Below are 22,802 nucleotides of genomic sequence, written 5' to 3'. Positions count from 1 at the left end.
AGACTCACTTTGGTCGTCCGCTTCATACAACCACCATTACCATTCATTGGCGGAACTCAAACAAAACTAAGAATATAAAAAAAACAAATATGGATACACAATATATGGTAGCTGGAGTAAGTAGTAATAAGAAACTTGTCGATGAAGTTCAATCAAGAATAAATGAAGGTTGGATTTTGCAAGGAGGAGTTTCTGGTACACTCGGCGGACAACCTTATTTTGCTCAGGCGCTAATAAAAAAATCTAATTAAATTCTGAATTCTCACTCAAATATTGAATGAAAGCCACGACAGATTTTTAACAATTTAGCGGAATCGTAATCTGAATTGAATAATATAAAAAACGGAGCTTTGTCGGAATTTAGCCAATTACGGAATTACTAACTCAAAAGGAACTTAAAATTAAAAAATGGTAAAAAACAACAGAGCTAAAACTGGATTAACTCTTGGAATAATTGGACTCATCGCAGGAATATTTTTAATTTTTTCTGGAAACAATATAATTGGAATATTCGGCTCAATAGCCAGTGCTGGTATTGCAATTAAGGGTTATAGTGATTTGAAAAACAAGTCGGAATAAAAACAACGAAATGGCAACACTAGTAGTCGTTACACAAGCCAATAATTTATGATAAAAATGATCATTTCAAGCCTCCTGAGACTTGGGGACGAAGGGCTTTTTTATTTTACTTTATTGTTAGAGCGTCAAATTAATAGGGCTTAAATAGGCGGAAAAACAGTTTGGAAGTACTGATTTTATCATTTTATAAAAGGGAAGGTTTCATTCCCACCCCACTTTTCACCTTATTTTGAGTGAATTTTAAGTATTTCTTCAAGCTTGCCCTGAGCATTTCGTCGAAGGGTTATATGCCATAGCTGAAAGGTGCATCACTTTGTTGGCTTGTTTTATTCCTATCGTATTGATCTTTCTTAGTCCCATAAATTGAGTGATTGTTCCGAAGACGGGCTCCACAGTCGCCTGCCTTTTTGCTTTCATTCTTTTGCCTTTTTGTGCCTGTAAGCGTTCATTATTTCGCTCGTATTCATCCCGGTAATAAGTCACGCTAAATTTCTTCTCTTTAGCCGTTTTTCCTAGACAACTACTCGCTAACGGACAATGACTGCATATTTTACTCGATATGCGGTATTCTTTTTTCTTTGTCCCAGTACGATAATCATTAAATACCTTTTTGAAGGGTACGATTTCGTTATTAGGACAGAGGTAATAATCTTGTTCTTTTACATAGACAAAGCCATCTGGTCCGCCCTTATACGTTCCATGCGGTGGAATGTAACTGTTAATACCTTTCTGCTCTAGATAGGCGTAGTTCTCTCCACTGGATTAGCCAGTATCGGCTAGCACGTTTTCTAATTTGAAGCCTGATCGCCACAAGCTTCTGGACAATCGATCTCCGATATCCTTTAAGCTCAATTAAGAATCCACTTTCGTAAATTCCATTTCTGCAGTTTCATTTATTCTTTCGTTAAAATCCTTTAGTAACCTTATTTGCACAGATGTACTTTTGAGTATTGATTAGATTTTATCAATCTCAAAATATAGGTATTATGAGCAAAATAGAGAAAAGGCATGCAGTGAATGCTACAAATAAAAAGAAGATCTTAATGATCGTGTCGAACCCCGCGATGCTGAAGGGTTTTCCTGTAGGCTTCTACGCAGAAGAGTTCACACGACCTTTCTTTGAATTTATTAAAGCTGGTCACAAAGTAAAATTGGTATCTCCTAAAGGTGGTAAAGTCACTTATGACCTTATGTCTGATCCGGAGCATGAACAAACGCAAGCTCCTGATGACTTGATAACCATCGGCTTCAATCATCACAAAGAATACAGCCAACTTCTGGAAAACACTCCGTCAATCCAAAACGTAAATGTGGATGAATATGATGCAGTCTTCTTGGCGGGCGGTGGCGCTCCATTAATCACTTTTAAAGATGATGATAAGCTTCATCAATTGGTGAGCGACTTCTACGAGCAAGGTAAATTTGTTGCCACTGTTTGTCATGCTTCATGCCTATTGCTCTGGACGAAATTGAGTAACGGAGAACTTTTGGCTAAAGGCAAAACATGGACCGGCTTTTCAGACGCAGAAGAAAAAATAAGCGATGAAATGGTTGGGGTAAAAGTTTTTGAGGAAACGATTGAGTCCGAAGCACGAAAAATACCAGATACAACTTTCGAAGCTGCCGGTCCATTCGAAGCTTTTGGGATAAGAGACGGGCGATTGATCACTGGTCAACAGCAGCAGAGCAGCTTTTTTGTGGCAGCAATGCTCCTGGATGCATTATCGGAAAACTAACTACTAAAAAATCAAGTAATGAAGAAGACAATGAAAGCAGCTGTAATGCTTAAGAAAGGTTCCCCTTCCTCAGATGAGGTATTGGTGGTTAAGGATGATGTTCAGGTACCCACCCCTCGTAAGGGTGAAATTCTAATTAAGGTTGCTGCATCTTCCGTCAACCCTGTGGACTGGAAAATGATCAAAGGGATTTTTCCCCTGCAGCGAAAAGGGCTGGTGGGTGTTGATGCGAGCGGAACAGTTGTAAAAATTGCAGAAGGTACCCAAACGGATCTAAAAATAGGCGATAAAGTGTATGGCGATCCAGGCGAAACCATGCCCGGCAGTTTTGCAGAGTACCTGCGCATACGTGCAGATAATGCCCACAGAATCCCAAAAAACCTCGATTTTATACAGGCAGCTTCCCTGCCTGCTGTAGGTTTGACTGCCGTTCAGGGTCTGCTGAAGAGTGGTAATCTTATATCTGGGAACAAAATATGCATCAATGGGGGTTCAGGGGGTGTAGGTTCTATAGCTATTCAAGTAGCAAAAGCGATGGGCGCAGCTGAAGTTTGGGCAACCGGCAGCTCAGTGGAGTTTATAAAAGAGTTGGGTGCAGATAAAGTAATAAATTATAAGGAAGAGTCTGTTTTTGAAGCTCTTAAAGGTCAAGAGTTTGATATTATTTTTGATACGGTTGGTGGCCTAGATCCTTGGAAAGCGGCCAAGAAAAGCGGACTCAAAAAGGGTGGGAAATATGTCACAACAGCCGGTGACGGTGATGACAGTATCCTGCGACTTATTCGAAACTGGAGCTGGCGTTACCTTAAATACAAATTGGGACTCGGTCCGTATTATACTTTTTTCAGGATTAATACAAAACCCCCTGAAGTGGCAGAAGACATGAAAAAGCTTTCAAAATTAGTAGAATCCGGGCACGTTAGGCCCATTATCATTCCTCGGTCATTTGAACTAAATACCAAGTCCCTACATGCAATGATGGAGGCCAGCATGTCCAATCGCAGCAAAGGAAAACTTGTGATGCAAATTGATAATTAAATGAAATTAATAGTTAGGAGGCTTGAATAAAGAATGTATATTTAGGTTATCAACTTATGCTTTATGTCGAAAACACTGGTCATAAATTCAATTCATGAAGCCCACAAATTGCTGGGACTGAAAAAGCCCAAGCACCCCTTAGTATCTGTTTTTAAAGCAAAGGACTATGAAGGTGCGCAGGTTTTTGAAGATGTCAAAGTAGTCATTGGTTTCTATCGAATAATCTTAAAATCATCCAGCTACAGTGGCAGGATAAAATATGGGAGAAACTCATACGATTATGAAGAAGGTACTTTGATTTTTTCGGCACCCGGTCAGGTCATGCAATATGGTATTGAGACTGAACCCGTTGAAGGTATTGAAGGATGGACGCTGGCCTTTCATCCTGACCTGATCAGAAGTCATCAGTTATCCGATAAAATTAGTCAATACTCTTTTTTCAATTACGAATTGACCGAAGCACTACATGTATCCGATGATGAGCAAAGAACTATCGAGGAGCTGGTAGAAAAAATAATCAAAGAATACTGTCAAAACCTAGATCAGCACAGTCAACATCTGATCATTTCGAACATTGAGTTGTTACTCGATTATTGCTTACGGTTCTACGATAGACAGTTTTACACCCGAACCAATCTAAATAATGGTATCGTTTCAAAGTTTGAGAAGTTACTCATTTCTTATTACAAGTCAGATAACCATATACAGAGTGGAATACCAACTGTGGTGTATTGCGGTAAAGCCCTGAATCTATCCCCCCATTATCTAAGTGACCTGCTCAAGAAAGAAACAGGCAAGACAGCCAAGGAACATATCCATTCATTTATTATAGACAAAGCAAAAAACAACTTACTCAATTCCACTAAATCGATTAGTCAAGTTGGATATGAATTAGGTTTTGAGTATCCTCAGCATTTCAGTAACTTGTTTAAGGCGAAGACAGGTTTTAGCCCAAGCGAGTTTAGAAATTTCAATTAAAACAACTGTACTCAATATCTAAGCGTTCCCCGTATTCCCGGGACAGGCTGTGGTTGGTACGACCCAGCATGAAGGCCCTGTATTCTATGGATAAAACAAATTCATTTTCACTTTTATGCTGCATAAGCCATAATATCAACATATGGTGTTTCTTTTTTATTTTAAACCAAAGTTATAAACATTCAAGAGAGTTATGAGTCTCCCCCAGACCCCTCTTTTTATCATCATCATCATCATAGTAATTTTATAAAGTACAAACTTAAAGGATCCTTCGGGGGAGAAATGTAAATTCATGAACTCCTTTACAGAAAATAGAACTTAGTGAACTAAAATTTAGGAAAGCCTTGTGGTTTTGTCCACTTTCTGGACAAAAATACCTTGGAAATCGAAGATTCATGAATACCTTCAAGAAAAACAGATATGACATGAACTAAAAAGTGTCTTTTCTTTTGGTTTCCCCGCGCCGCCTGGCTGCTTCACTAAAAACAGCTACTAGCTGTTTTCTTTACGTTCGTCCCTGTGCGAGCAAAGAAAATGAAAGTAATGATCTAAAAATAAGATTGTTAGATTAAAACAATTTAAAAATTTTGAAACTATATTTTATGCAGGTTATATAGAACTCACGTTATTTAAAGGCATAAAAGGGTATCTTTTCTTTTTTAAAACCATAAAAATAGGCATTAGATGCTTTTTTAGCCCAAAATATATACAACTGCAAATAATTACTTTTTCTTACCATCAAAAACAGAAATACGTATTTTTATTCCAAATCTATAGTAGTTTTGAGACAGACTGCCGTAATAGGGTATTAAAAAATGAATAAATATGTACATGGTTATTCCGAAATGGAAGCAAATAGGTTAAACGACCAAGCAAACTCTCTTGCAAGCTTACTACATTATGATTCAATCTGGGATGAGGACTCTTTGATACTTGAGGCAGGATGTGGAGTTGGAGCACAAACAAAAACGGTAGCGGCTCAAAATCCGAAAAGTAAATTTATTCCTCTTTCAAATACTTCTTCATTTATTAGCCCATTTAAAACAGCAATGGGAGGGGAAACATTTTGTTATACATTTTTTAAAGGGATAGGAATAAAAAAATAAACACGAACGCCCAATTATATGATAACGTTAGTATACAGAACATAATGAGAAAATTAATTTGCACCCTTCTATTAATTTCAATTTGTAATAATGGTATTGCACAATTAGATGCATCCAAAAGTCTAGGAGGTATAGATTTTTTTATACATGAAGAAGTAACGAATGCAGATAGCAAAGTAGCGCAAAAATTAATTGAGTTATGGCAGAATTATATTTCAGATGGCAATTTTCAAGATCCAAAATCCCCATATTGGTCATTTGAAAAGATGAATGTCCCAGATGAAAATTTTTGGGCAATTGATATAGTAAATTTAAAGAAAAAGGAATACAAAGTACAATGTAAAATAATCGGAATTTTTGAAGTTGAAAATGGATATTGGTCTTTAATAAGTTCTTTTTCTCATATAGATAATTCTGGAGAAATACATCTTGATGTTATTTCATCGGTGTATGCAAAAGAAATTAATAACAAACTCTTATTGATAAGCAGTGCAGAATATTTAAAGACCGTATTTAAATATCAAAAAGTTGGAAACATTAATTATTACATTCATCCATTTCATCAATTCAAAATTGAAGAAGCAGCGCAAATGAATGCGTTCAATTTGGAAATGGCCAAAGAATTTGGAGTGAATCCACTTAAATTTGATTACTTTGTTGCAAGTAATGCTAGAGATATTGCTCGAACTTGGGGATATGAATATATGAATAGGATGTATAATCCAAGTGGAAAAGGAGGAATTGCAAGTTGGAGAAACATGATTATTTATTCAGGGAATAATTCTTCCTATTTCCCTCATGAATTAGTCCATCTCTATACGTATCATGTTGTTCCTAAAGATCCTCACCTTTGGGTTGGTGAAGGCATTGCTACATTATTCTCAGGAACTTCAACTTACTCTTTTCATGAACATATGCTCAAGTTAAAACAGTTTTTAGCTGAATATCCTGAATACGATTTGTCTGATATTTCAAAGCTTAAAAAAACGATTCCTAATGGAGAATATAAATCTGATTTTCGCTATGTAATTGGAGCTTTGCTTATGAAGAATATTTACGAAAAAGAAGGTATCAAAGGATTAATAGAGTCATTAAAGTATGGTACTTCAGATGAAGATTTTTATTTATTAATTAACGATAAACTAGGAATAACAAAAGATAGTTTTGATAAGTACATAAAAAAAGAAATGAAAGAGTACACAGAATAGTTAAATGCTGGTTGCTAACAATGTGTAATTTTTTTAACTCAAAACAGAATCAAAAACATTGAAAGGAATTGGATGAAATACAACCAAAGAAGATTTTGGAATTTTCACAATTCATTGAAAGAAAGGGAAATTTAAAAATGGATAAGCTAGTAGCAACAACTATTAAAACTAAAAAATGGTATTCCATTATAGCATCGCTGAAAAAAGATGGCTGGAAGGTTGTTACTGAATATAATCACTTTGACAAGGGGATTGACTTTGATTTGTATGAATTAGAACAAAACGATGAAAAAATTCTTTTTGTTTGGGACAATTGGTTTGAAGGAGAGATTAAATGCAACAAAGAAAGAATGCGAAGTTTAGAAAATAGTTTTGAAACCGAATTTACATTCGGAGAGCCAGAAAATATATCCGACAATTTGATCGACAAGATTAAATCATTATTGATTAAAAGGTAACTGATTATGATAACTAAGCATTCCCTAGATTGGCAGGACATGCTATAGTAGGCGCGTCTCAATATGAATGTAGTCTTGATTGAATACGATTGGAACTTTCGATTTGATTGGCAAGGAAGCTAAAAGAGCTTTTAAAAGAGGGTTGATTGTGCTAAAAGGTTGTTTAATTTACCACTAAATTTCTTAATTTTAGGCAGCTAAACTTTATATTCTTTAAGCTTCATGAAATAAATAATTTGTCTTCGCCAAGGCTTAGTTTAGTTCAAACGTTAGCAACAAGCAAAAAACCTAATGAATAATGAATTTTAGAAAAGCGACAGAAAACGATGTCTCCATAATTGTGGAAATGATTGCTGACGATGAACTTGGAAAAAAAAGAGAAAATTTCAAAAATCCTTTACCGAAAGAATATCTGAATGCGTTTGAAAAAATAAACGCTGACCAAAATCAAGAATTAATAGTTGTTGAAAATGAAAAAGCTGAAATTATGGGAACTTTACAGTTATCATTTATTCAATATCTGACGTATCGTGGCGGAATTAGAGCGCAGATAGAAGCTGTGAGAATAAGGAAAGGCAAAAGAGGACTTGGAATTGGGAAAGCGATGTTTAAATGGGCTATAAATAGAGCAAAAGAACGTAATGCTCATTTATTACAATTAACAACTGACAAAAAAAGACCGAAAGCAATTAAATTTTACGAAGATTTAGGATTTAAAGCTACTCATGAAGGAATGAAAATACACTTTTGAATAAAAGCCTGTTACCAACAAAGTACAGAATACATTACTACTTCTTGAACCTTTGGAAATAAACTTTGAAACGTACAATGTTTTAGTTTTATTGACTAAATTAGTTCTTCTCTTTTTCTAGTTACCCCTATTTATTACTAACTAAAGAAGCACGTTGTGGGTAATTGTCACACGATAAATAATATAAAAATTAAATAGAAAATGGATAGTAAGTACAAAGTTGGTGATTTAATTTATGATGCAAATATCTATGATGGAATGAACACAGACTTAACCGATTTGGAATTTTACAAGAAGTGGTTGCCAAAAAATAAGAATGCACGTATACTTGAACTTTGTTGTGGTACAGGGAGGCTTACCCTTCCAATTGCAAAAGATGGTTATAGTATTAGCGGAGTTGATAATTCTTCCTCAATGCTTGAACAAGCAAAATTAAAGGCCTCAGAAGCTGGCTTAAAAGTTGATTTTATTCAAGCAGATATGAGAACTTTGGACTTGCCTGAAAAATACGATTTGATTTTTATTCCCTTTAATTCAATCCATCATTTATATAAAAATGAAGATTTATTTAAGGTATTTGGTGCGGTTAAAAGTCATCTCAAAGAAGGAGGTTTATTTCTGTTAGACTGCTTTAATCCGAATATTCAATTTATTGTTGAGGGTGAAAAAGAACAAAAAAAAATTGCTCAATATACTACCAAAGATGGAAGAGAGGTATTGATAAAGCAGAAAATGCGATATGAAAATAAAACTCAAATAAATCGCATAGAATGGCATTATTATATAAATGGTGAGTTTGATTCAATTCAAAATTTGGATATGAGACTGTTTTTCCCTCAGGAATTAGGTGCATACCTAGAATGGAACAGTTTTAATATTACTCATAAGTTTGGAGATTTTGAAGAAGAAGCATTTAATGATAATTCTGGAAAGCAGATATTTGTTTGTCAATAATCTAGAAAATAATGAAATGACTTGACGCAACAGCGTATCATATTTAATGACTTGATTAATTGAGGTTAAGCCATATTTGCGAGTCGGCTAAACCTTAAAATTCGGCTTTCAAAACAAAACAAAGAAAGGCAAAATATAAAAATTGGGCGCTGTATTAATTCACGAAATTAGCGTCTTTTAGGAGGCTAGTTTCAAATAAAACACTGCGGTAATTAAAAATGAAGATGAGAAGAATTTTAAACCTAATATTTATAATATTGTTTATTGCCTGTTCCAAAAACAACCCTGAAAAGAATAGGTCAACCAAGGAAAGTAAAAAAGTACCTTCAATAAACGTGTTATTACTTGGTACTTTCCACTTTGCTAATTTTAATCCAGAAAATAATGGCGATGTTCTAGAAATTGATGTTGCCGATGTACTGACTGATGAAAATCAAAAGGAACTAGAAAAAATAGCTGAAGGAATAGCTGATTTTAAACCAGATAAAATATTTTTAGAATATCCTCACTCTAAGCAAAATCAATTAGATTCAATTTACACTAATTTTAAGGATACAAATTACAGTAATGCCTCAAGAAAGGAAATCATTCAAATAGGCTTCAGAGTAGCCAAAATGCTTAAACACAACCAGGTTTTTGCGATGGATTATAGAACTGATTTTCCTTATGACAGTTTGGTTAATCAAATGAAAAAGTCAAAACAGTTTCACTTGTTGGAAAAGGATCGTCTTGAACTTGAAAGAATTGAGAAATTTGAAAATAATTTGTTTTCATCGAACAAATCTTTATCAGAAATTCTTTTTTATTATAACGATGATACGAATCGAAAATCTGATATTAATTGGTATTTGAGTATTGCAAATCAAGGTGGTAATAAAGATAATTTTGTAGGTTCATATTTAGTATCAGAATGGTACAAGCGTAATTTATATATGTATTCAATCATACAAAAAACGGTGGAACCAGAAGATAAAAGAATAATGATTTTAGGTGGCGCAAGTCACATTGGAATGTTTAAAGATTTTATCGATAAAACTCCCGATTGGGAAACCACTGAATTGAAGGAAATTATACAAAAATAACTTTGATTAGTAACAAGACACTTTGCATAAGACCTGTTAAGCATTTTTTTTTAGTAAGCTAAAGGAAGACTTCCCGCTCCACTTTTCACCCAATTTTCAATAAGTTTTACGTATTTCTCCTAAACCTGCCCTGAGCACTATGATATTGGTAAGCAATAGTTGTGCAACAGACATAATGCATATAGTTAATTCTAGATGTATTGAGAAAATTCTCAGAATTTTCCTTTGGTTAATTTTGTTTTACTAATTTAGTTCTAGCCAAGGCAACTAACCATAGAGTATCCTTTTACACAAGTTTAATGAACATTACTATAAAGATAGTACTCATCGCTCTTCTTATATCTGCTTTTGGATTCAAGAAGATTAATAAAACTAATGTTTTTAGGGATAAATCGCTAACGGAGTCGGATGGTTTACCATCTGGTTTTTACTTATTGAACGATTCCTTAGGTCTTCAAAGAAGACTACAGGGAACTGATGAATACTATTTTGTAAAACCAAAATCTTCAGTATTTATTGGTAATATCTGTAATGTTAAATTATCGTATGTTAAGACCAAGGTTTTCAAAAAATCAGAAAAGCACTACGGTTTCTTTTTTAAATTGGATCAAAAAGGGCGGACAGAATTTGAAAATATATCGAAAGTTGCAATGAGAGATAATCAAAAACTAGGGCTCATAATTCAAGATCAACTTTTAATTGCGACTTATGTAAATACTGAAATAACGGATGGTTCTTTTTTTATTGAAATAGATACTTCTAAAGATGAATTGAAAGTATTGCTAAAAATAATAAAAACCGAATTAAATAAATATAAATAGAGTCAGTTTTAACAATGCGCTTTTGCCGAGTTTCAGGTACATTTCAGATGCTTTTTTTCCTTGCATAACTAAAGATACTATTTTTCTTATCTTTAAGGCAATAGTTGTGCAACAGGCACATTATATATAAAGAATTACAGCTTTTAGCTTCACCAATGGTAGTTTGGTAGCATCTAATTTTCCTCTGAACAATACTAACATACAAACATCCGACCTTTTATATAGTTACCCATTTTATGTCAAGATAAAAGCCAAAATTAGTATTAAAAGGAATAAAGAAACCTATTGCGCGTTCAAATCTGTAAAATCATTTAATCATTCCTGAAAATCTTTAAGGAATTAGATTTTTAAATAGCTAATTTTGGGATATGAAAAAAGTAAAAACTACGAGTAATAAGAATATAAGAATTATCTATTTTGTATCAACTGGTTTGTTAACAGCATTGATGCTTTTTTCAGCTGGAATGGAGTTTTTTAATCACGAAGAGATGGTTAAAGAATTTGTGAAGTTAGGATATCCTCCTTATATCATTTACCCTTTGGGAGTTGCCAAAATATTAGGTTTGATTGCCATCTTGACAAAAAAATCTCAAACATTGAAAGAATGGGCTTATGCCGGATTTTTCTTTGATGTGTTATTAGCAGCAGCAGCACACCTTTATATTGGAGATGGAGATTTTGGTGGTGCTGTATTAGGAATGTTACTAATACTAACTTCTTATTTCTCTGAGAAAAAATTCAACAATCATAATAGGGAAGCTTAAAGAATAATTATACAGTCTTTAACTCATACACTTCTTCATTTTTATTAACCCCTGCTCTGAGGTGTTTTTCTTCCAAAGGTCTTCAATAAAAAGTATAATGGCTTTATCCATCTTTCAAATTGTATATTTTATTTTTATAAACTTGCTTGTAACTAAGTAAATCTATAGTTTTAAAATACATTTTTAATAAGAAAAACAAAGAATGATTACACTCTCAAATCTGTAATATCATTTATCATTTCAGTAATATCCATAAGCATTATCGTTATTACGACAGTAAATTTGTGATTTAAGTAAATCAAATTTTGTAAAATAATTTCTTTTATTTGAAACCGTTTTCACCACCTATATGTCTAATACTCTTATAATAAAATCAGTTAGTAAAGCTCATAAAGTGCTAGGCTTAGAATCTCCTAAGCATCCTTTAGTGACCGTTATAAAGGCAAAAGATTACGAAACGGCAACTATACTTCAGGATGTCAAAATAGTGATGAACCTCTATCGAATTACGCTGAAATCCTCTAATTATCATGGTAAAATTAAATATGGTAAAAATACATATGACTATGAAGCAGGAACTTTGATTTTTTCAAATACTGAACAAGTTATGGAATATGAGAGTGGATTTGAGAAAGGAGATGAAAATATTGAAGGTTGGACCTTAGTTTTCCATCCAGACTTAATCAGGAAACACAATCTAGTAAACAAAATAAATCAATATTCTTTTTTCAATTACGAAGTTAATGAGGCGCTCCATCTTTCCGAAAAGGAAAGAAAGACGATTGAAGAACTATTGGCGAAAGTTATTAGAGAATATAGCCAGAATTTAGATCGACATAGTCAGCACCTGATTATTTCAAATATAGAGTTGCTATTAGACTATTGCCTAAGGTACTATGATCGGCAATTTTACACGCGGACAAATTTAAACAACGATTTAGTTTCAAAATTTGAAAAGTTATTAATAGAGTATTATGAATCGGAAAACCCAAATAAGAAAGGAGTTCCGAGTGTAAATTATTGTGCAAAAAGCTTAAACTTATCCCCTAATTATTTAAGTGATTTGCTCAAAAAAGAAACTGGTAAAACTACCCAAGAACACATCCACCTCTTTGTTATAGAAAAGGCTAAAAATAAGTTGCTAAATTCTAAAGATTCTATTAGTGAAATTGGTTATGCATTGGGGTTTGAGTACCCACAACATTTTAGCAACCTATTTAAATCAAAAACTGGTCTTAGCCCCAGTGAATTCAAAAATTTAAATTAACTCCCTTATACCAGGTGTTTGTGAGTTAGTACTTTCTGGAATGGATTAATATCGAAATTAAAAAATTATTATATATATAAATAAGGCCAAAACAGTAATGGTAACTGGTGCTAATGCATATGTAGCAAATTGGTTAGTAAAAAACCTTTTAGATGAAGGTCTCACAGTTCATACTGCAGTAATAAATTTAAATAATAAGAAGAAAATAGCACACTTAATAGAAGTTGCAGAAAAGGCAGAGGGTGCTATCAAATTTTTTGAATCTGATCTTTTAAAGAACGGTTCATATAAAAAAGCTATGGAGGATTGTGAACTGTTTTTCTATACAGCTTCTCCTATTACTTTTCATGTAAAAGATGCTCAGAAAGAACTTATAGATCCAGCTGTACTAGGTACAGAAAATGTTTTAAACTCTGCTAATGAAGTCCATTCAGTTAAAAAGGTTGTGTTGCCGAGTAGTAGTCTAGCGATGGTAACGTACGTAATGGATACCATAAATAATACAGAAGATAAACTCACTGAAAAATTGTGGAATGAAACTACTTCACTCGGTTATCAACCTTATGCGTATTCCAAAACTTTAGCTAAAAAAAGGCTTGGGAAATAGCGAAAAACCAAAACACTAGTTCTGAAAGCATGAACATCGTTAAAATGTTGGGTGATGGCCAATTTAAAATGGAGGCTCCAAAAATAGGCATAGCAATTGTAGATGTGAGAGATGTTGCATATGTAAACTTTAATGCAGGTTTTAACACAAATGCTCAAGGTAGATAAATTACATCTGCTCATGATGCCGATTTATTATAATTAGCTGATGTATTATCTGAAAAATATTCTGAAAAATTTCCGTTACCTAAAAAAGCCTTACCCAAATGGCTGGTAATGCTAGTTGGCCCCTTATCGAATAAACTATTTATAAGAAAATATAGTGTATATGAACTAATTCCTTCACCTGAACTACGCGCAAAAGCTGAGGTCTATCTGCGACCACGATCCTAAGAAGGACAACTTCCTGCTAACCTTGGAAAAACCTTCAGTTTAAACCAAGTGGTTGAACCGCATCACTTCATGGAATCTAAACGTCATATTGGTAAGTTGGTTTTAACTACTCAGGAAAACTAATATCCGCCTATGTCTCACGAAATGCGAACATCAATTGAAAATTTGCTCATCAAGCAATCACGCGGTTTAACCTAAATGTCAAATCGCTTGATATGTCTATCAAAAAATATTGTGAGCAGGTAAATATAGTACCCGAGAATATTATTCACCAGTAACTTAAAAGAATGCACTTACAATAGGATCAAAGAAATAAACATTGGAACCATTCTTATATACAATACATAAGCCATTAATGAAGAATATCAGCAGAGAACAATGGTTAAAGGGACAATAACTCCCATTAGATCGTTACTTCGTTTAGCCTAACCCGGTGCATGGAATAATCACTCAACTTTTCAGACATGATGAATAATCTGAATTTTTTACATAAAATCTGAACCAAAATATAAAGTAGAACCCACTAAGAACGGATTGAAAAACATAATGTAAAGAAACTACTATTAGTAACAGCATTGGCCTTTTCTCAAGTAACTAATTGTTAGGAAAGTAGACTTAGTTAAACCGCTTTTTAAATGGTTTTCTCTATTTAGATAGTCATTGTATATCATAAATTCAAGGTTCTTAAAATAGGTACATACTATCTGGGAAGACCCTTTTTAGATCATAAATAAAGTAGGCTTGTGTGCCGCTCAGCTAACAGCTTGCACAACTTTTCCCCTTGATTAAATTTCAGATATTTTTTCAAAATCTACCCCGTGTATCGCGTTAATGGGTAGACAATGTCAGACAGATACATACATTTACTTATGTACCTGATGCCTAAAGTATTGATTTCTCCAAATTTCATGGATTCATATCCTTCCAAGGATTTTTTAAAGTAGTAATAGACAATTAATTCTTAATCGTATGATTACTAAAGATGGTAATACCTACTAGCATCACACAAATAAAAGATGAAATCATAAACATTGAAATAATGTATTTCTTTCTTACGTTATAAGAAGGAAATACATTATTTTAAAAATATTATTTGCTAGTTTTGATAAAGACTGAAGTTATCAATGGTAATAACAAAATTGATGAAATAAAAGCTCTTATGCTGGTTTTTGGACTTTTTACATCAGCGCTATTACTCCTTTAATTTATCAAAAGAGCTATTATAAAAATCAAACTAGTTAACGATAAAAAAGAAGTAAAAAATGAATAAATTAACTGAGTTTTTTAGTGAGCTGTTAAGCAATTCGGATAAATTAGACCGTTTTAATTCAGGTACTAGTGAAGATGAAATTACTAGTAATAGAACGCGCATGTTGAATGCAGCGGGAGTGGAGAATGCAGAAGAAATAATTGGCATGGCTACTCAGGATTTGCAAAAATTAATGGATAAAGAGTTGGCTCAAAAAACGAGTGATGATTCGCAAATCACGATATGTGATCTTATGGCAAAGCAAATGATAGCATCTCCTGAACGAGTGGCAATTATAGATGGCGAGACCAGGATTAACTATACGTTTCTAATGAAAAGAGCTAGCGAGGTTGCCGGAGAACTTAAGAACCGTGGGGTAGCACCAGGATCATTGGTAGGGGTATGCATGAATCGCTCTTGGGAACTGGTAGCAGCTCTCATTGGCGTGATGCAGGCAGGATGTGCCTATGTACCGTTAGACCCTGCATATCCACAAGATCGGGTTTTGTATATGTTAGGGCATTCTCGTGCTGTAGCAGCAATTGTAGATAATGAGAGCGCTGCCAGCCTATGTAGTGAAGTGCGTGAGTTGGTGAGAACTAATAAATTGGGAGATCATACGGATAGTTGGGTGCAACCATCTGCGAATGATTTAGCATATGTTATCTATACCTCGGGTTCAACAGGGAGACCAAAAGGGGTAGCTGTTGAGCATAGAAGTGTTGTAGCTATGAGTCATTCAATGCGTGAGCTATTTAGTGATGAGGAGTTAAAAGGAGTGTTTGCAGGTGCCTCGGTATGTTTTGATACTTCCGTAATGGAAATCTTGGGTACTTTGTCCTTGGGTGGTACCATTATACTAGGGAAGAATGCTCTTGAGCTTACCCAACTTCCTGCCTTAGATCAGGTGAGAACAGTTGTAATGGTTGCATCATCTATGCAAGCATTATTAGCTAACGAAAAATTGCCTGAAGGAATACAATGTCTGGTTTTTGGTGGCGAAGCTCTTAAACGTTCATTGGTGGAACAGGTTTATGCACAAAACCCGAGCCTACGCATATTAAACGCCTATGGTCCTACCGAAGATACAGTTTATTCTACCATTGCCGAAGTTCCTCGGGAAACCCAAGTGGTTACTATTGGTAAATCGGTATCCAACTCACGTGCCTATATTTTAGATGATGCATTACAGCCCGTTTCTGCAGGGGTATCTGGAGAATTGTATCTGGCAGGAAATAAGCTTGCACGTGGATACTTGTATGAAAAAGAACTCACCAAGGAGCGATTTATAGAAATGAAAACCAGTGATCTGATTCCAGATAATAGGTTGTATAAAACGGGTGATTTATGTCGCTGGACAGAAAATGGAGAGATTGAATTTTTAGGCCGGGTAGATCAACAAGTAAAGATAAGAGGTTTCAGAATTGAACTGGAAGAAATTGAGTCTACCCTTGAATCGATGCAAGGTGTTGACGCAGCAGCGGCAGCAGCCATGGAAGGGGGTATAGGACAGAAAATACTGGTTGTCTATGTGGTGAGTGTAGACGAAGCAGTAACAGAAGATAAAGTCAAATCCTATTTATCACAAAGATTACCAAAGTATATGGTTCCTCAGGTGGTCAAACATCTAAAGGCACTCCCACTTTTACCCAATGATAAATTGGATCGTAAGAAACTTTTGAGGTTAGAAGGGGAGGCCCTTGTTAAACGAGGCGAAGTTACATTATCCACAAATGCCCAGAAAGTTAATAGCAATAGCAGTTTCATGCGAGGTTTGGTAGGTTCAAACGAAGAACAGAAAGTAGCCCTTCTGTCGGTCATTCGTAAGGAGGTCGCGGTACTTCTTAATCTGGAAGATTCGGCACGCGTATTGCCAGACCGCTCTTTTGATGACCTTGGTCTGGATTCGCTTACTACTCTGGAGTTTAGCAGCAGACTCAGTAAATTATTAAATAGAAAATTAGCTGCGCAGGTGATCTTTACACATTCCACCCCAAATGCATTGGTTACATATATTATCAATACGATGGCTAAGGGTATTGATAAGCAGCTAGGAGCTAGGTTACCTAATTTGGCTCTAGATACATTAGCTAGTTTCCAAACCCATATGCAATCTAGCCATCCCACATTTCAGGCTGCAAAAGCACCTTCATGGAGTGTCACTGATAAGAGCAAGCTAGTTCAAGAAGTCTTACGTATGGTAAACGACAATCGTAGAAACCCTTATAGTAAAGTATTGCGAACAGGAAGTGGCACCAGAGGTCTCGTTGGCGATGCCTACAATGACGAAGAGCAAGAGGCTATTATATGGACAACCAATCTGTATCTTGGCTTGAATCGTGATCAAAAAGTTATTGAGGAGGCTTCTGCCGCTCTGGCTCGTTTTGGAACCGGAATGGGCACCTCGGCGGCGGCATCAGGAATGACTAATCAACACCTGGAGTTTGAAGCAGAGTTTGCTGATTTAGTAGGAAAACCTAGCGCTTGTCTATTTCCTACAGGGTATACGGCCAATGTTGGAGCGATTGCAGGGCTTCTCGGGAAGAATGATGTCGTGGTTATAGATCAGCTTTGTCACGCTTCCATTGTTGATGGCGCTCGTTTATGTGGTGCAACTATTAGAACATTCCAACACAACAATGCATTAGACCTAGAGGCTGTACTGAAGTCAGAAGTATCACCCTATCGTACTATTCTAGTGGTTCTAGAAGGCGTTTATAGTATGGGCGAAGGCGCTGCACCCGTTGCAGAAATTGTGCGCATGGCAAAAAAATACAATGCCCTAGTCTTAGTAGACGAAGCACATTCCTTTGGCTTTTACGGTGAAGACGGAGCTGGCATTTGTGCTGCTCAAGGGGTTACAGAAGAGGTAGACTTTATCATGACAACACTTAGCAAAGCCTTAGGAAGTCTTGGGGGTGTTGTTGCAGCTAGCCAAGAACACGTTGACCTTATGAAGTCGTCTTCCAGAGCCTATATCTTTCAGGCTTCCGTTAGTCCAGCAGATATGGCAGCAGCACTCACGGCATTACGACGCCTTCGTTCTGATGACGCATTGCGTGAGCGATTGTGGGATACAACTCGGTACATGCGCCAGCGATTTGAAGATGCAGGATATGATCTAGGCACTGGAGATGGCCCTATAGTCACTCCTCATTTTAGCGACAAAGACAAACTTTACGCAATAGTTCAGAGTTTATACAAACGTGGCATTCAAACATCAGCGGTTACCTATCCAATTGTAGAAAGTGGAAGAGGTCGCTTAAGACTCATCTGCTCGGCTGCTCATACGTTTGAAGACGTAGATAAAACCCTAGAAGCACTTATGGAAGCAGAACGTGAAGTAGACCAACAGTTAAAGGCAATACATAATGAAAAAAGAGACTCATGCATAACATATTCTGATGTAGAGACCTGGATGAATGAATTTGCTACCTATCTAAAAAAATCAATTAACGAATTCTCTACTCTAAGTCCAAATCTTGCTATATCTATTAGTGTATCGGAAGCATTTGAGCCAATTACTATTTTAATAAAAGATGGAGACGTACTCTTGAATGCTCAGAGTAGTTATGAGGTACCTTTTTGTTCGCTGCTTCTTTCCGAAAAATCCATTATTTCCGCTTTGCAATCATTTGATGTACAAGGATTACTTCATGGCATTTGTAAGGGAACCTGTGTGCTAAAAGGGCAAGTTGAACCATTTATATGGTTTATCGGGCGAATTGTAGATCAGCGAAAGGGTTTCCAAAATCAAGTAGATATAAAGCAAAGTGAATCAGAAGTATTTATTGACTAGGCTCAAGGTTTACGCTTCCACAAATTCCGTTATGGAAGAGCATGAATCTGGAATATGTAAAATAAAGGAAAACTATATAAGACTCAGACTTATATTTAAATCTGGCTAACGCATTACTTATAGAGTCTATTTTTTTATTTATAAAACTGAGCTTGCCTCTTCAAAAACCAATTATCAAAAAATTTACAGTATAAGAATCGCAGTTATAATGTTATTACCCCCTTTTATTACATCATAGTCTTAGATAGCTTAAGAAGCTATTACATTTGAGTATATAACCTTATGGGAGAACAGATTTATTATTTAGCGGTATTAATTAATTTATCAGAATTATATATGAAAAAAGTAATAGTATTTATTGGGATTTTTACTGGCATTTTATTTTTTAGTTCCTGTTCTTCAGATGATGACGGGGAGCAATGTACAGATAAAGTTGCGCTTCTGGGGAGGTCCTGTATAGTGGAAAATGAAGGCCAAGAAAATGAACAGGAAGTATGCCAGTATACAGTGGGTTATATACCTGTAAATAGTAACAATGGGTTAGATGATCTTACACAAATCCAGACAAATGAAGCAACCTATAATTTTTATAACGAAAGATTTGATGTTTTTGATAATGAAATTACTTGTTGGGAAGGGGAAAAGTAACTTATTTTTAGGTTTGATTTTTAGTTTAGATTTTTTATCTTTTTTCTGCTTTTAGTATTAGGGGTATTTCCTACTTTATGATACTTGTATAAAAATAGGAATCATTCATGGTAGATATAGCTAAATTAAAGCAACGAATTAAAGAGAGTAGGGAAGGTGGAGGTGTTTCATTAAGTTTAGAAAATATAGGTATCACATCTGAGGAATTATCGCAATTAGTACCTCGCGTTCAGGAAGAATTTCCTAACCTCAGGATATTGAATTTGAGCGGTAACAATCTTACAAGCCTGCCAGAGAGTATTGGAAACTTCAACAATCTCACAGAATTAAATGTACAGAACAATCCGCTTACAAACCTGCCTTTAGGGATGGTAAATCTGCCTACACTTACAAATTTAGATCTAAGCACAACCGCGCTGTCTTTAAGAAGCTTATTGTATGTAAATGCAATGAACCCTCAACCAACGCGTATAGCCTTAAGCGAGAACCATAGGCAGGTATTTGATCAAATTTCTGGTAATTCTGAAGAGAATAATTCAGTAGGAACATCCAGAAGTATAGCAATGAGTGTAGCATACACCTTTCCAAATACGAGTGCAGAAGAGTTTAACGCTTTATATCCTCTCTTAAGTGCAGATCAAATACGTGGGATTCATGAATTTTCACTTCCTTTAGCTGAATTAGGAATTGGGCTTGACACTAACGGTAGCTTAAGTAACCAATTGAATATTGATAAGCCACTTTCTGTGCTGTTTGATAAAGCGGATCATAAAAAAACAGCCACTACTCGCGGCAGTAAGGCTAAGTCTGAACAAGAAAAAGCCAAAGAACCTGGATATTTACAACGAATTGCAGATTTTGACATGATGGGAAATCAAGATGCTAGCAAGGTTGCTCCGCGAGAATTTACAGAACCCTATGTAGAATTGGCTAATTCAATTTTTGGCGATATTATTCCGCAATCCAATCTACAACAAGAAAGCACTAAAGACAACGTTGAACAGGAATTGGTTCCACCTGTCTTTCCAGCAGCGGCATCCATGCCTACCCCCAATAGGAATTCTAATGTTAATTTCAGTGCCATGACTCAACCACAAAATGAATCACAGTCTGTGTCAGCGCTAGGAAATGATAGTAATACAAATGCTAATTTGGATAGAAAAAGAGCGGCTAATGTTACAGGTACAGAAAAAGAGCAAAATTCCCAAAAGAGACCTAAGCTTTAAAATTTAGAAGCAACCGTGCGGAGGGAGTTTGTTTTTAAAAAGAGAAAAGACCTAATAGTCAAAAAAGAAGATATCTTGGCTTCTTACAGCTTAAGTTTTCCTCAATTAAAAAGGTGAAAAATTAGGTAGATTTATAGTGTTTTTGATTTCTCATTTGTGGTCATTCCTTCATAATCTGATTTCCAAGATTTTAAAAAGGCTTTAACGCTGGGTAGTTTGGTATAGTCGTCCCAAAGCGGAAGTACAGTAATCATGTGTAAAACAGGATCATTGTCTTTGGCGGCCTGATAAAGTGATTCTAATCCATTTTCATTTTCTTCTAAGGAAAAATATAGAATGGAAATAACCGTTGGAGAAACCCAATTTTCTGATTTAGTTTTTACTAAACGTTTCAAATGTTCTCTCGCAAGTTCTTTATTTCCTGAACGGGCTGCAACCACAAACCTTTCATTGGCATAAACGTCTAAACCAATAGATTGAGGATTTATTTGATCTAGAATTTGATTGGATTTTTCAGGAGCGTCAATCATATAGTATAAAACACCCAACATGATTTGAACTGTGATATCTTGTGGATATATGCGATTCATTTTTTCAAATACTTCAATTGCATCCAAATAGCGTTTTGAACGATAGTAAATATCGCCTAAACTAAAATTATTATTGAAACTAAGAGGATCTAATTCTAGGCATTTTTTTGCATTTTCTATAGCGAGCTCTTGCTCATCCATCATAATATGAAAATAAGACTTAACACGGTAAGTATCTGCGAATTTTGGTTGAAGCATCACTGCTTTTTCATATTCTAACCGGGCTTTCTCTGGATGGTGATGAAAGTAAAAATCCATTTTAGCTTTCATAGTATGTGCCTCTGCATTGGAATCGTCGAAACTTAAGGCTTTCTGAATTGCTATGGCAGCCTTTGGCCAACCAATCCTAGGCTCATAATTATCAAAAATAACTTTATAAAAATAAGCATAGGCAACACCCGTATAAGCAGCCGCAAAGTTGGGGTCAATACCAATTGCCTTGTTAAAACAGGAAAGTGCTTGTTCAACACTCGTTCTTTTATCTAGATAACCTCTTCCTTGCAAGTAAAGCTCATAAGCCTCCACATTTTCCGTTTTACGACTGATAATATTCTGACCTTTTTCTTGCCCAAGAAGAGAGATTTTCATTTTTTCTACCACTTTCTCTGCAATTTCATCTTGAATGGAAAAAACGTCTTTTAATTCTCGATCAAATCGTTCTGTCCAGATTTGAAAACCATTCACTACGTTTACACACTGCACATTTACTCTTATCCGGCTTCCTGCCTTGCGAACAGTGCCTTCTAGAATATGATTTACTTTTAGTTGTTCAGCTATTTCTGCTAACGTTTCTTTTGAATCTTTAAAAGAAAAAGAAGACATTCTACCTGCTACCTTAAGATTATCCAATTTAGAAAGTCCATATATAATTTCTTCTGCAATTCCTTCGCTAAAATATTCCTGTTCGCTGTCTGAACTTTGGTTTTTGAAAGCCAAAACAGCAATGGATTTTTCTTCATTTTGAATCTTAAACTTTCCAGCAATTTCACTTTTTTTAGGCATCGTAAACCCTTCACGAACGTACGCAAATACTTCTATTGGGGTTTCAACATTTTTAAACTCATAGCTTCCAAGAGATTCTAATTTGATATGGGGTTGGTTGATTAATTCGTTTCTTACTTTTTCAGATAGAAGAATAGCCCCAGCGATACTCATAGATTCAATTCTTGCTGCAATATTCACATTGTCTCCAAAAATATTACCACTTTCAACAACAATATCTCCTAGGTGAATTCCTATTCTAACAGGAACCTCAGGGGGAATTCCTTTAAAGGATTGTTGAAGGCTTTTGGAGCATTTAATGGCTTCTAAAGCACTATTAAAGATTAGTAAACAACCATCCCCATAATATTGAATGATCTCTCCATTATATTTTGGAACACAGGTGTCTATATTTTTTCTAAAATTTTTAACAACCTTTAATGCATTGTCTTCATCTTTTTGCATCATTGCGGTATATCCTTCAATATCAACAAAAACGATTGCGGCTAGTCTACGGGTAGAATTCATGGGGTAAAATCAATTATTTAAAGATATAAATTTCAAATTA

Annotated in this window: 21 protein-coding genes and 1 pseudogene; 20 read left to right on the top strand and 2 right to left on the bottom strand. The window is 35.1% G+C overall.

Annotated features, from left to right (window positions below; genetic code table 11):
- Positions 1 to 89: 89 nt before the first annotated feature.
- Both WBG07_RS10170 and WBG07_RS10165 read left to right on the top strand, forming a co-directional pair.
- The gene (locus WBG07_RS10170) at positions 90 to 251 is read left to right on the top strand and encodes a hypothetical protein (protein ID WP_340200902.1); all 162 of its coding nucleotides are present in this window, start codon (positions 90 to 92) and stop codon (positions 249 to 251) included.
- A 157-nt stretch (positions 252 to 408) separates the two neighbouring features.
- Positions 409 to 579, top strand: coding sequence for a hypothetical protein (locus tag WBG07_RS10165; RefSeq protein ID WP_340200901.1), 171 nt, complete (start codon positions 409 to 411; stop codon positions 577 to 579).
- 252 nt (positions 580 to 831) lie between these two features.
- On the opposite strand, the gene WBG07_RS10160 is transcribed toward WBG07_RS10165, so the two are convergent.
- On the bottom strand, positions 832 to 1,203 hold the full coding sequence (locus WBG07_RS10160; protein ID WP_340200971.1) for a transposase: 372 nt from the start codon (positions 1,201 to 1,203) through the stop codon (positions 832 to 834).
- A 362-nt stretch (positions 1,204 to 1,565) separates the two neighbouring features.
- Here WBG07_RS10160 and WBG07_RS10155 point away from each other — a divergent pair, with 362 nt between their 5' ends.
- The 18 genes and pseudogenes from WBG07_RS10155 (at position 1,566) to WBG07_RS10075 (ending at position 20,663) form a co-directional block, all read left to right on the top strand.
- The gene (locus tag WBG07_RS10155) at positions 1,566 to 2,315 is read left to right on the top strand and encodes a type 1 glutamine amidotransferase domain-containing protein (RefSeq protein WP_340200900.1); all 750 of its coding nucleotides are present in this window, start codon (positions 1,566 to 1,568) and stop codon (positions 2,313 to 2,315) included.
- 18 nt (positions 2,316 to 2,333) lie between these two features.
- The gene (locus tag WBG07_RS10150) at positions 2,334 to 3,353 is read left to right on the top strand and encodes an NAD(P)-dependent alcohol dehydrogenase (RefSeq protein WP_340200899.1); all 1,020 of its coding nucleotides are present in this window, start codon (positions 2,334 to 2,336) and stop codon (positions 3,351 to 3,353) included.
- A gap of 63 nt (positions 3,354 to 3,416) precedes the next feature.
- Positions 3,417 to 4,331 carry a helix-turn-helix domain-containing protein gene (locus WBG07_RS10145; protein WP_340200898.1) on the top strand — a complete coding sequence of 305 codons (915 nt, stop codon included), beginning with the start codon at positions 3,417 to 3,419 and terminating at the stop codon, positions 4,329 to 4,331.
- An 815-nt stretch (positions 4,332 to 5,146) separates the two neighbouring features.
- Entirely contained in the window at positions 5,147 to 5,437 is a 291-nt protein-coding gene (locus WBG07_RS10140) for a hypothetical protein (protein WP_340200896.1), read from the top strand.
- 44 nt (positions 5,438 to 5,481) lie between these two features.
- The gene (locus WBG07_RS10135; protein ID WP_340200894.1) at positions 5,482 to 6,645 is read left to right on the top strand and encodes a hypothetical protein; all 1,164 of its coding nucleotides are present in this window, start codon (positions 5,482 to 5,484) and stop codon (positions 6,643 to 6,645) included.
- A gap of 68 nt (positions 6,646 to 6,713) precedes the next feature.
- Positions 6,714 to 7,103 (top strand): hypothetical protein, encoded by a 390-nt coding sequence (locus WBG07_RS10130; protein ID WP_340200893.1) that lies wholly within the window; start codon positions 6,714 to 6,716, stop codon positions 7,101 to 7,103.
- Between the two features lie 298 nt (positions 7,104 to 7,401).
- The gene (locus tag WBG07_RS10125) at positions 7,402 to 7,854 is read left to right on the top strand and encodes a GNAT family N-acetyltransferase (protein ID WP_340200892.1); all 453 of its coding nucleotides are present in this window, start codon (positions 7,402 to 7,404) and stop codon (positions 7,852 to 7,854) included.
- Between the two features lie 201 nt (positions 7,855 to 8,055).
- Positions 8,056 to 8,808 carry a class I SAM-dependent methyltransferase gene (locus WBG07_RS10120; protein WP_340200891.1) on the top strand — a complete coding sequence of 251 codons (753 nt, stop codon included), beginning with the start codon at positions 8,056 to 8,058 and terminating at the stop codon, positions 8,806 to 8,808.
- Positions 8,809 to 9,032: 224 nt separating this feature from the next.
- Positions 9,033 to 9,890, top strand: coding sequence for a DUF5694 domain-containing protein (locus WBG07_RS10115; protein WP_340200890.1), 858 nt, complete (start codon positions 9,033 to 9,035; stop codon positions 9,888 to 9,890).
- Between the two features lie 299 nt (positions 9,891 to 10,189).
- Positions 10,190 to 10,711, top strand: coding sequence for a hypothetical protein (locus WBG07_RS10110; RefSeq protein WP_340200888.1), 522 nt, complete (start codon positions 10,190 to 10,192; stop codon positions 10,709 to 10,711).
- 368 nt (positions 10,712 to 11,079) lie between these two features.
- Positions 11,080 to 11,475: a DoxX family protein gene (locus WBG07_RS10105; RefSeq protein WP_340200887.1), complete on the top strand. Its 396-nt coding sequence runs from the start codon at positions 11,080 to 11,082 to the stop codon at positions 11,473 to 11,475.
- Between the two features lie 394 nt (positions 11,476 to 11,869).
- Positions 11,870 to 12,742: a helix-turn-helix domain-containing protein gene (locus tag WBG07_RS10100; RefSeq protein WP_340200885.1), complete on the top strand. Its 873-nt coding sequence runs from the start codon at positions 11,870 to 11,872 to the stop codon at positions 12,740 to 12,742.
- 97 nt (positions 12,743 to 12,839) lie between these two features.
- Positions 12,840 to 13,349 (top strand): NAD-dependent epimerase/dehydratase family protein, encoded by a 510-nt coding sequence (locus WBG07_RS10095; RefSeq protein ID WP_340200883.1) that lies wholly within the window; start codon positions 12,840 to 12,842, stop codon positions 13,347 to 13,349.
- Positions 13,350 to 13,378: 29 nt separating this feature from the next.
- Positions 13,379 to 13,516 carry a hypothetical protein gene (locus tag WBG07_RS10090; protein WP_340200881.1) on the top strand — a complete coding sequence of 46 codons (138 nt, stop codon included), beginning with the start codon at positions 13,379 to 13,381 and terminating at the stop codon, positions 13,514 to 13,516.
- Positions 13,517 to 13,753: 237 nt separating this feature from the next.
- Positions 13,754 to 13,864, top strand: a pseudogene (locus WBG07_RS19465) (hypothetical protein); the annotation flags it as partial.
- A gap of 1,139 nt (positions 13,865 to 15,003) precedes the next feature.
- Positions 15,004 to 18,789, top strand: a complete 3,786-nt coding sequence (locus tag WBG07_RS10085) for an amino acid adenylation domain-containing protein (RefSeq protein WP_340200880.1) — start codon at positions 15,004 to 15,006, stop codon at positions 18,787 to 18,789.
- 336 nt (positions 18,790 to 19,125) lie between these two features.
- The gene (locus WBG07_RS10080) at positions 19,126 to 19,437 is read left to right on the top strand and encodes a hypothetical protein (protein WP_340200879.1); all 312 of its coding nucleotides are present in this window, start codon (positions 19,126 to 19,128) and stop codon (positions 19,435 to 19,437) included.
- A 107-nt stretch (positions 19,438 to 19,544) separates the two neighbouring features.
- The gene (locus WBG07_RS10075) at positions 19,545 to 20,663 is read left to right on the top strand and encodes a leucine-rich repeat domain-containing protein (RefSeq protein WP_340200877.1); all 1,119 of its coding nucleotides are present in this window, start codon (positions 19,545 to 19,547) and stop codon (positions 20,661 to 20,663) included.
- 131 nt (positions 20,664 to 20,794) lie between these two features.
- On the opposite strand, the gene WBG07_RS10070 is transcribed toward WBG07_RS10075, so the two are convergent.
- The gene (locus WBG07_RS10070; RefSeq protein WP_340200875.1) at positions 20,795 to 22,762 is read right to left on the bottom strand and encodes an adenylate/guanylate cyclase domain-containing protein; all 1,968 of its coding nucleotides are present in this window, start codon (positions 22,760 to 22,762) and stop codon (positions 20,795 to 20,797) included.
- Between the last annotated feature and the right edge of the window lie 40 nt (positions 22,763 to 22,802).

Source organism: Ascidiimonas meishanensis, assembly GCF_037782385.1.
Taxonomy (GTDB): Bacteria; Bacteroidota; Bacteroidia; order Flavobacteriales; family Flavobacteriaceae; genus Ascidiimonas; species Ascidiimonas meishanensis.
This window is presented reverse-complemented; position numbering and strand designations above follow the sequence as displayed.

Excerpts from the sequence above, each read along its gene's own strand:
- WBG07_RS10095 (WP_340200883.1), top strand. The coding sequence starts at position 12,840 with ATGGTAACTGGTGCTAATGCATATGTAGCAAATTGGTTAGTAAAAAAC.
- WBG07_RS10070 (WP_340200875.1), bottom strand. The coding sequence starts at position 22,762 with ATGAATTCTACCCGTAGACTAGCCGCAATCGTTTTTGTTGATATTGAA.
- WBG07_RS10110 (WP_340200888.1), top strand. The coding sequence starts at position 10,190 with ATGAACATTACTATAAAGATAGTACTCATCGCTCTTCTTATATCTGCT.
- WBG07_RS10085 (WP_340200880.1), top strand. The coding sequence starts at position 15,004 with ATGAATAAATTAACTGAGTTTTTTAGTGAGCTGTTAAGCAATTCGGAT.
- WBG07_RS10080 (WP_340200879.1), top strand. The coding sequence starts at position 19,126 with ATGAAAAAAGTAATAGTATTTATTGGGATTTTTACTGGCATTTTATTT.
- WBG07_RS10115 (WP_340200890.1), top strand. The coding sequence starts at position 9,033 with ATGAGAAGAATTTTAAACCTAATATTTATAATATTGTTTATTGCCTGT.
- WBG07_RS10075 (WP_340200877.1), top strand. The coding sequence starts at position 19,545 with ATGGTAGATATAGCTAAATTAAAGCAACGAATTAAAGAGAGTAGGGAA.
- WBG07_RS10120 (WP_340200891.1), top strand. The coding sequence starts at position 8,056 with ATGGATAGTAAGTACAAAGTTGGTGATTTAATTTATGATGCAAATATC.
- WBG07_RS10125 (WP_340200892.1), top strand. The coding sequence starts at position 7,402 with ATGAATTTTAGAAAAGCGACAGAAAACGATGTCTCCATAATTGTGGAA.
- WBG07_RS10165 (WP_340200901.1), top strand. The coding sequence starts at position 409 with ATGGTAAAAAACAACAGAGCTAAAACTGGATTAACTCTTGGAATAATT.
- WBG07_RS10105 (WP_340200887.1), top strand. The coding sequence starts at position 11,080 with ATGAAAAAAGTAAAAACTACGAGTAATAAGAATATAAGAATTATCTAT.
- WBG07_RS10090 (WP_340200881.1), top strand. The coding sequence starts at position 13,379 with ATGAACATCGTTAAAATGTTGGGTGATGGCCAATTTAAAATGGAGGCT.
- WBG07_RS10135 (WP_340200894.1), top strand. The coding sequence starts at position 5,482 with ATGAGAAAATTAATTTGCACCCTTCTATTAATTTCAATTTGTAATAAT.
- WBG07_RS10145 (WP_340200898.1), top strand. The coding sequence starts at position 3,417 with ATGTCGAAAACACTGGTCATAAATTCAATTCATGAAGCCCACAAATTG.
- WBG07_RS10170 (WP_340200902.1), top strand. The coding sequence starts at position 90 with ATGGATACACAATATATGGTAGCTGGAGTAAGTAGTAATAAGAAACTT.
- WBG07_RS10140 (WP_340200896.1), top strand. The coding sequence starts at position 5,147 with ATGAATAAATATGTACATGGTTATTCCGAAATGGAAGCAAATAGGTTA.
- WBG07_RS10155 (WP_340200900.1), top strand. The coding sequence starts at position 1,566 with ATGAGCAAAATAGAGAAAAGGCATGCAGTGAATGCTACAAATAAAAAG.
- WBG07_RS10150 (WP_340200899.1), top strand. The coding sequence starts at position 2,334 with ATGAAGAAGACAATGAAAGCAGCTGTAATGCTTAAGAAAGGTTCCCCT.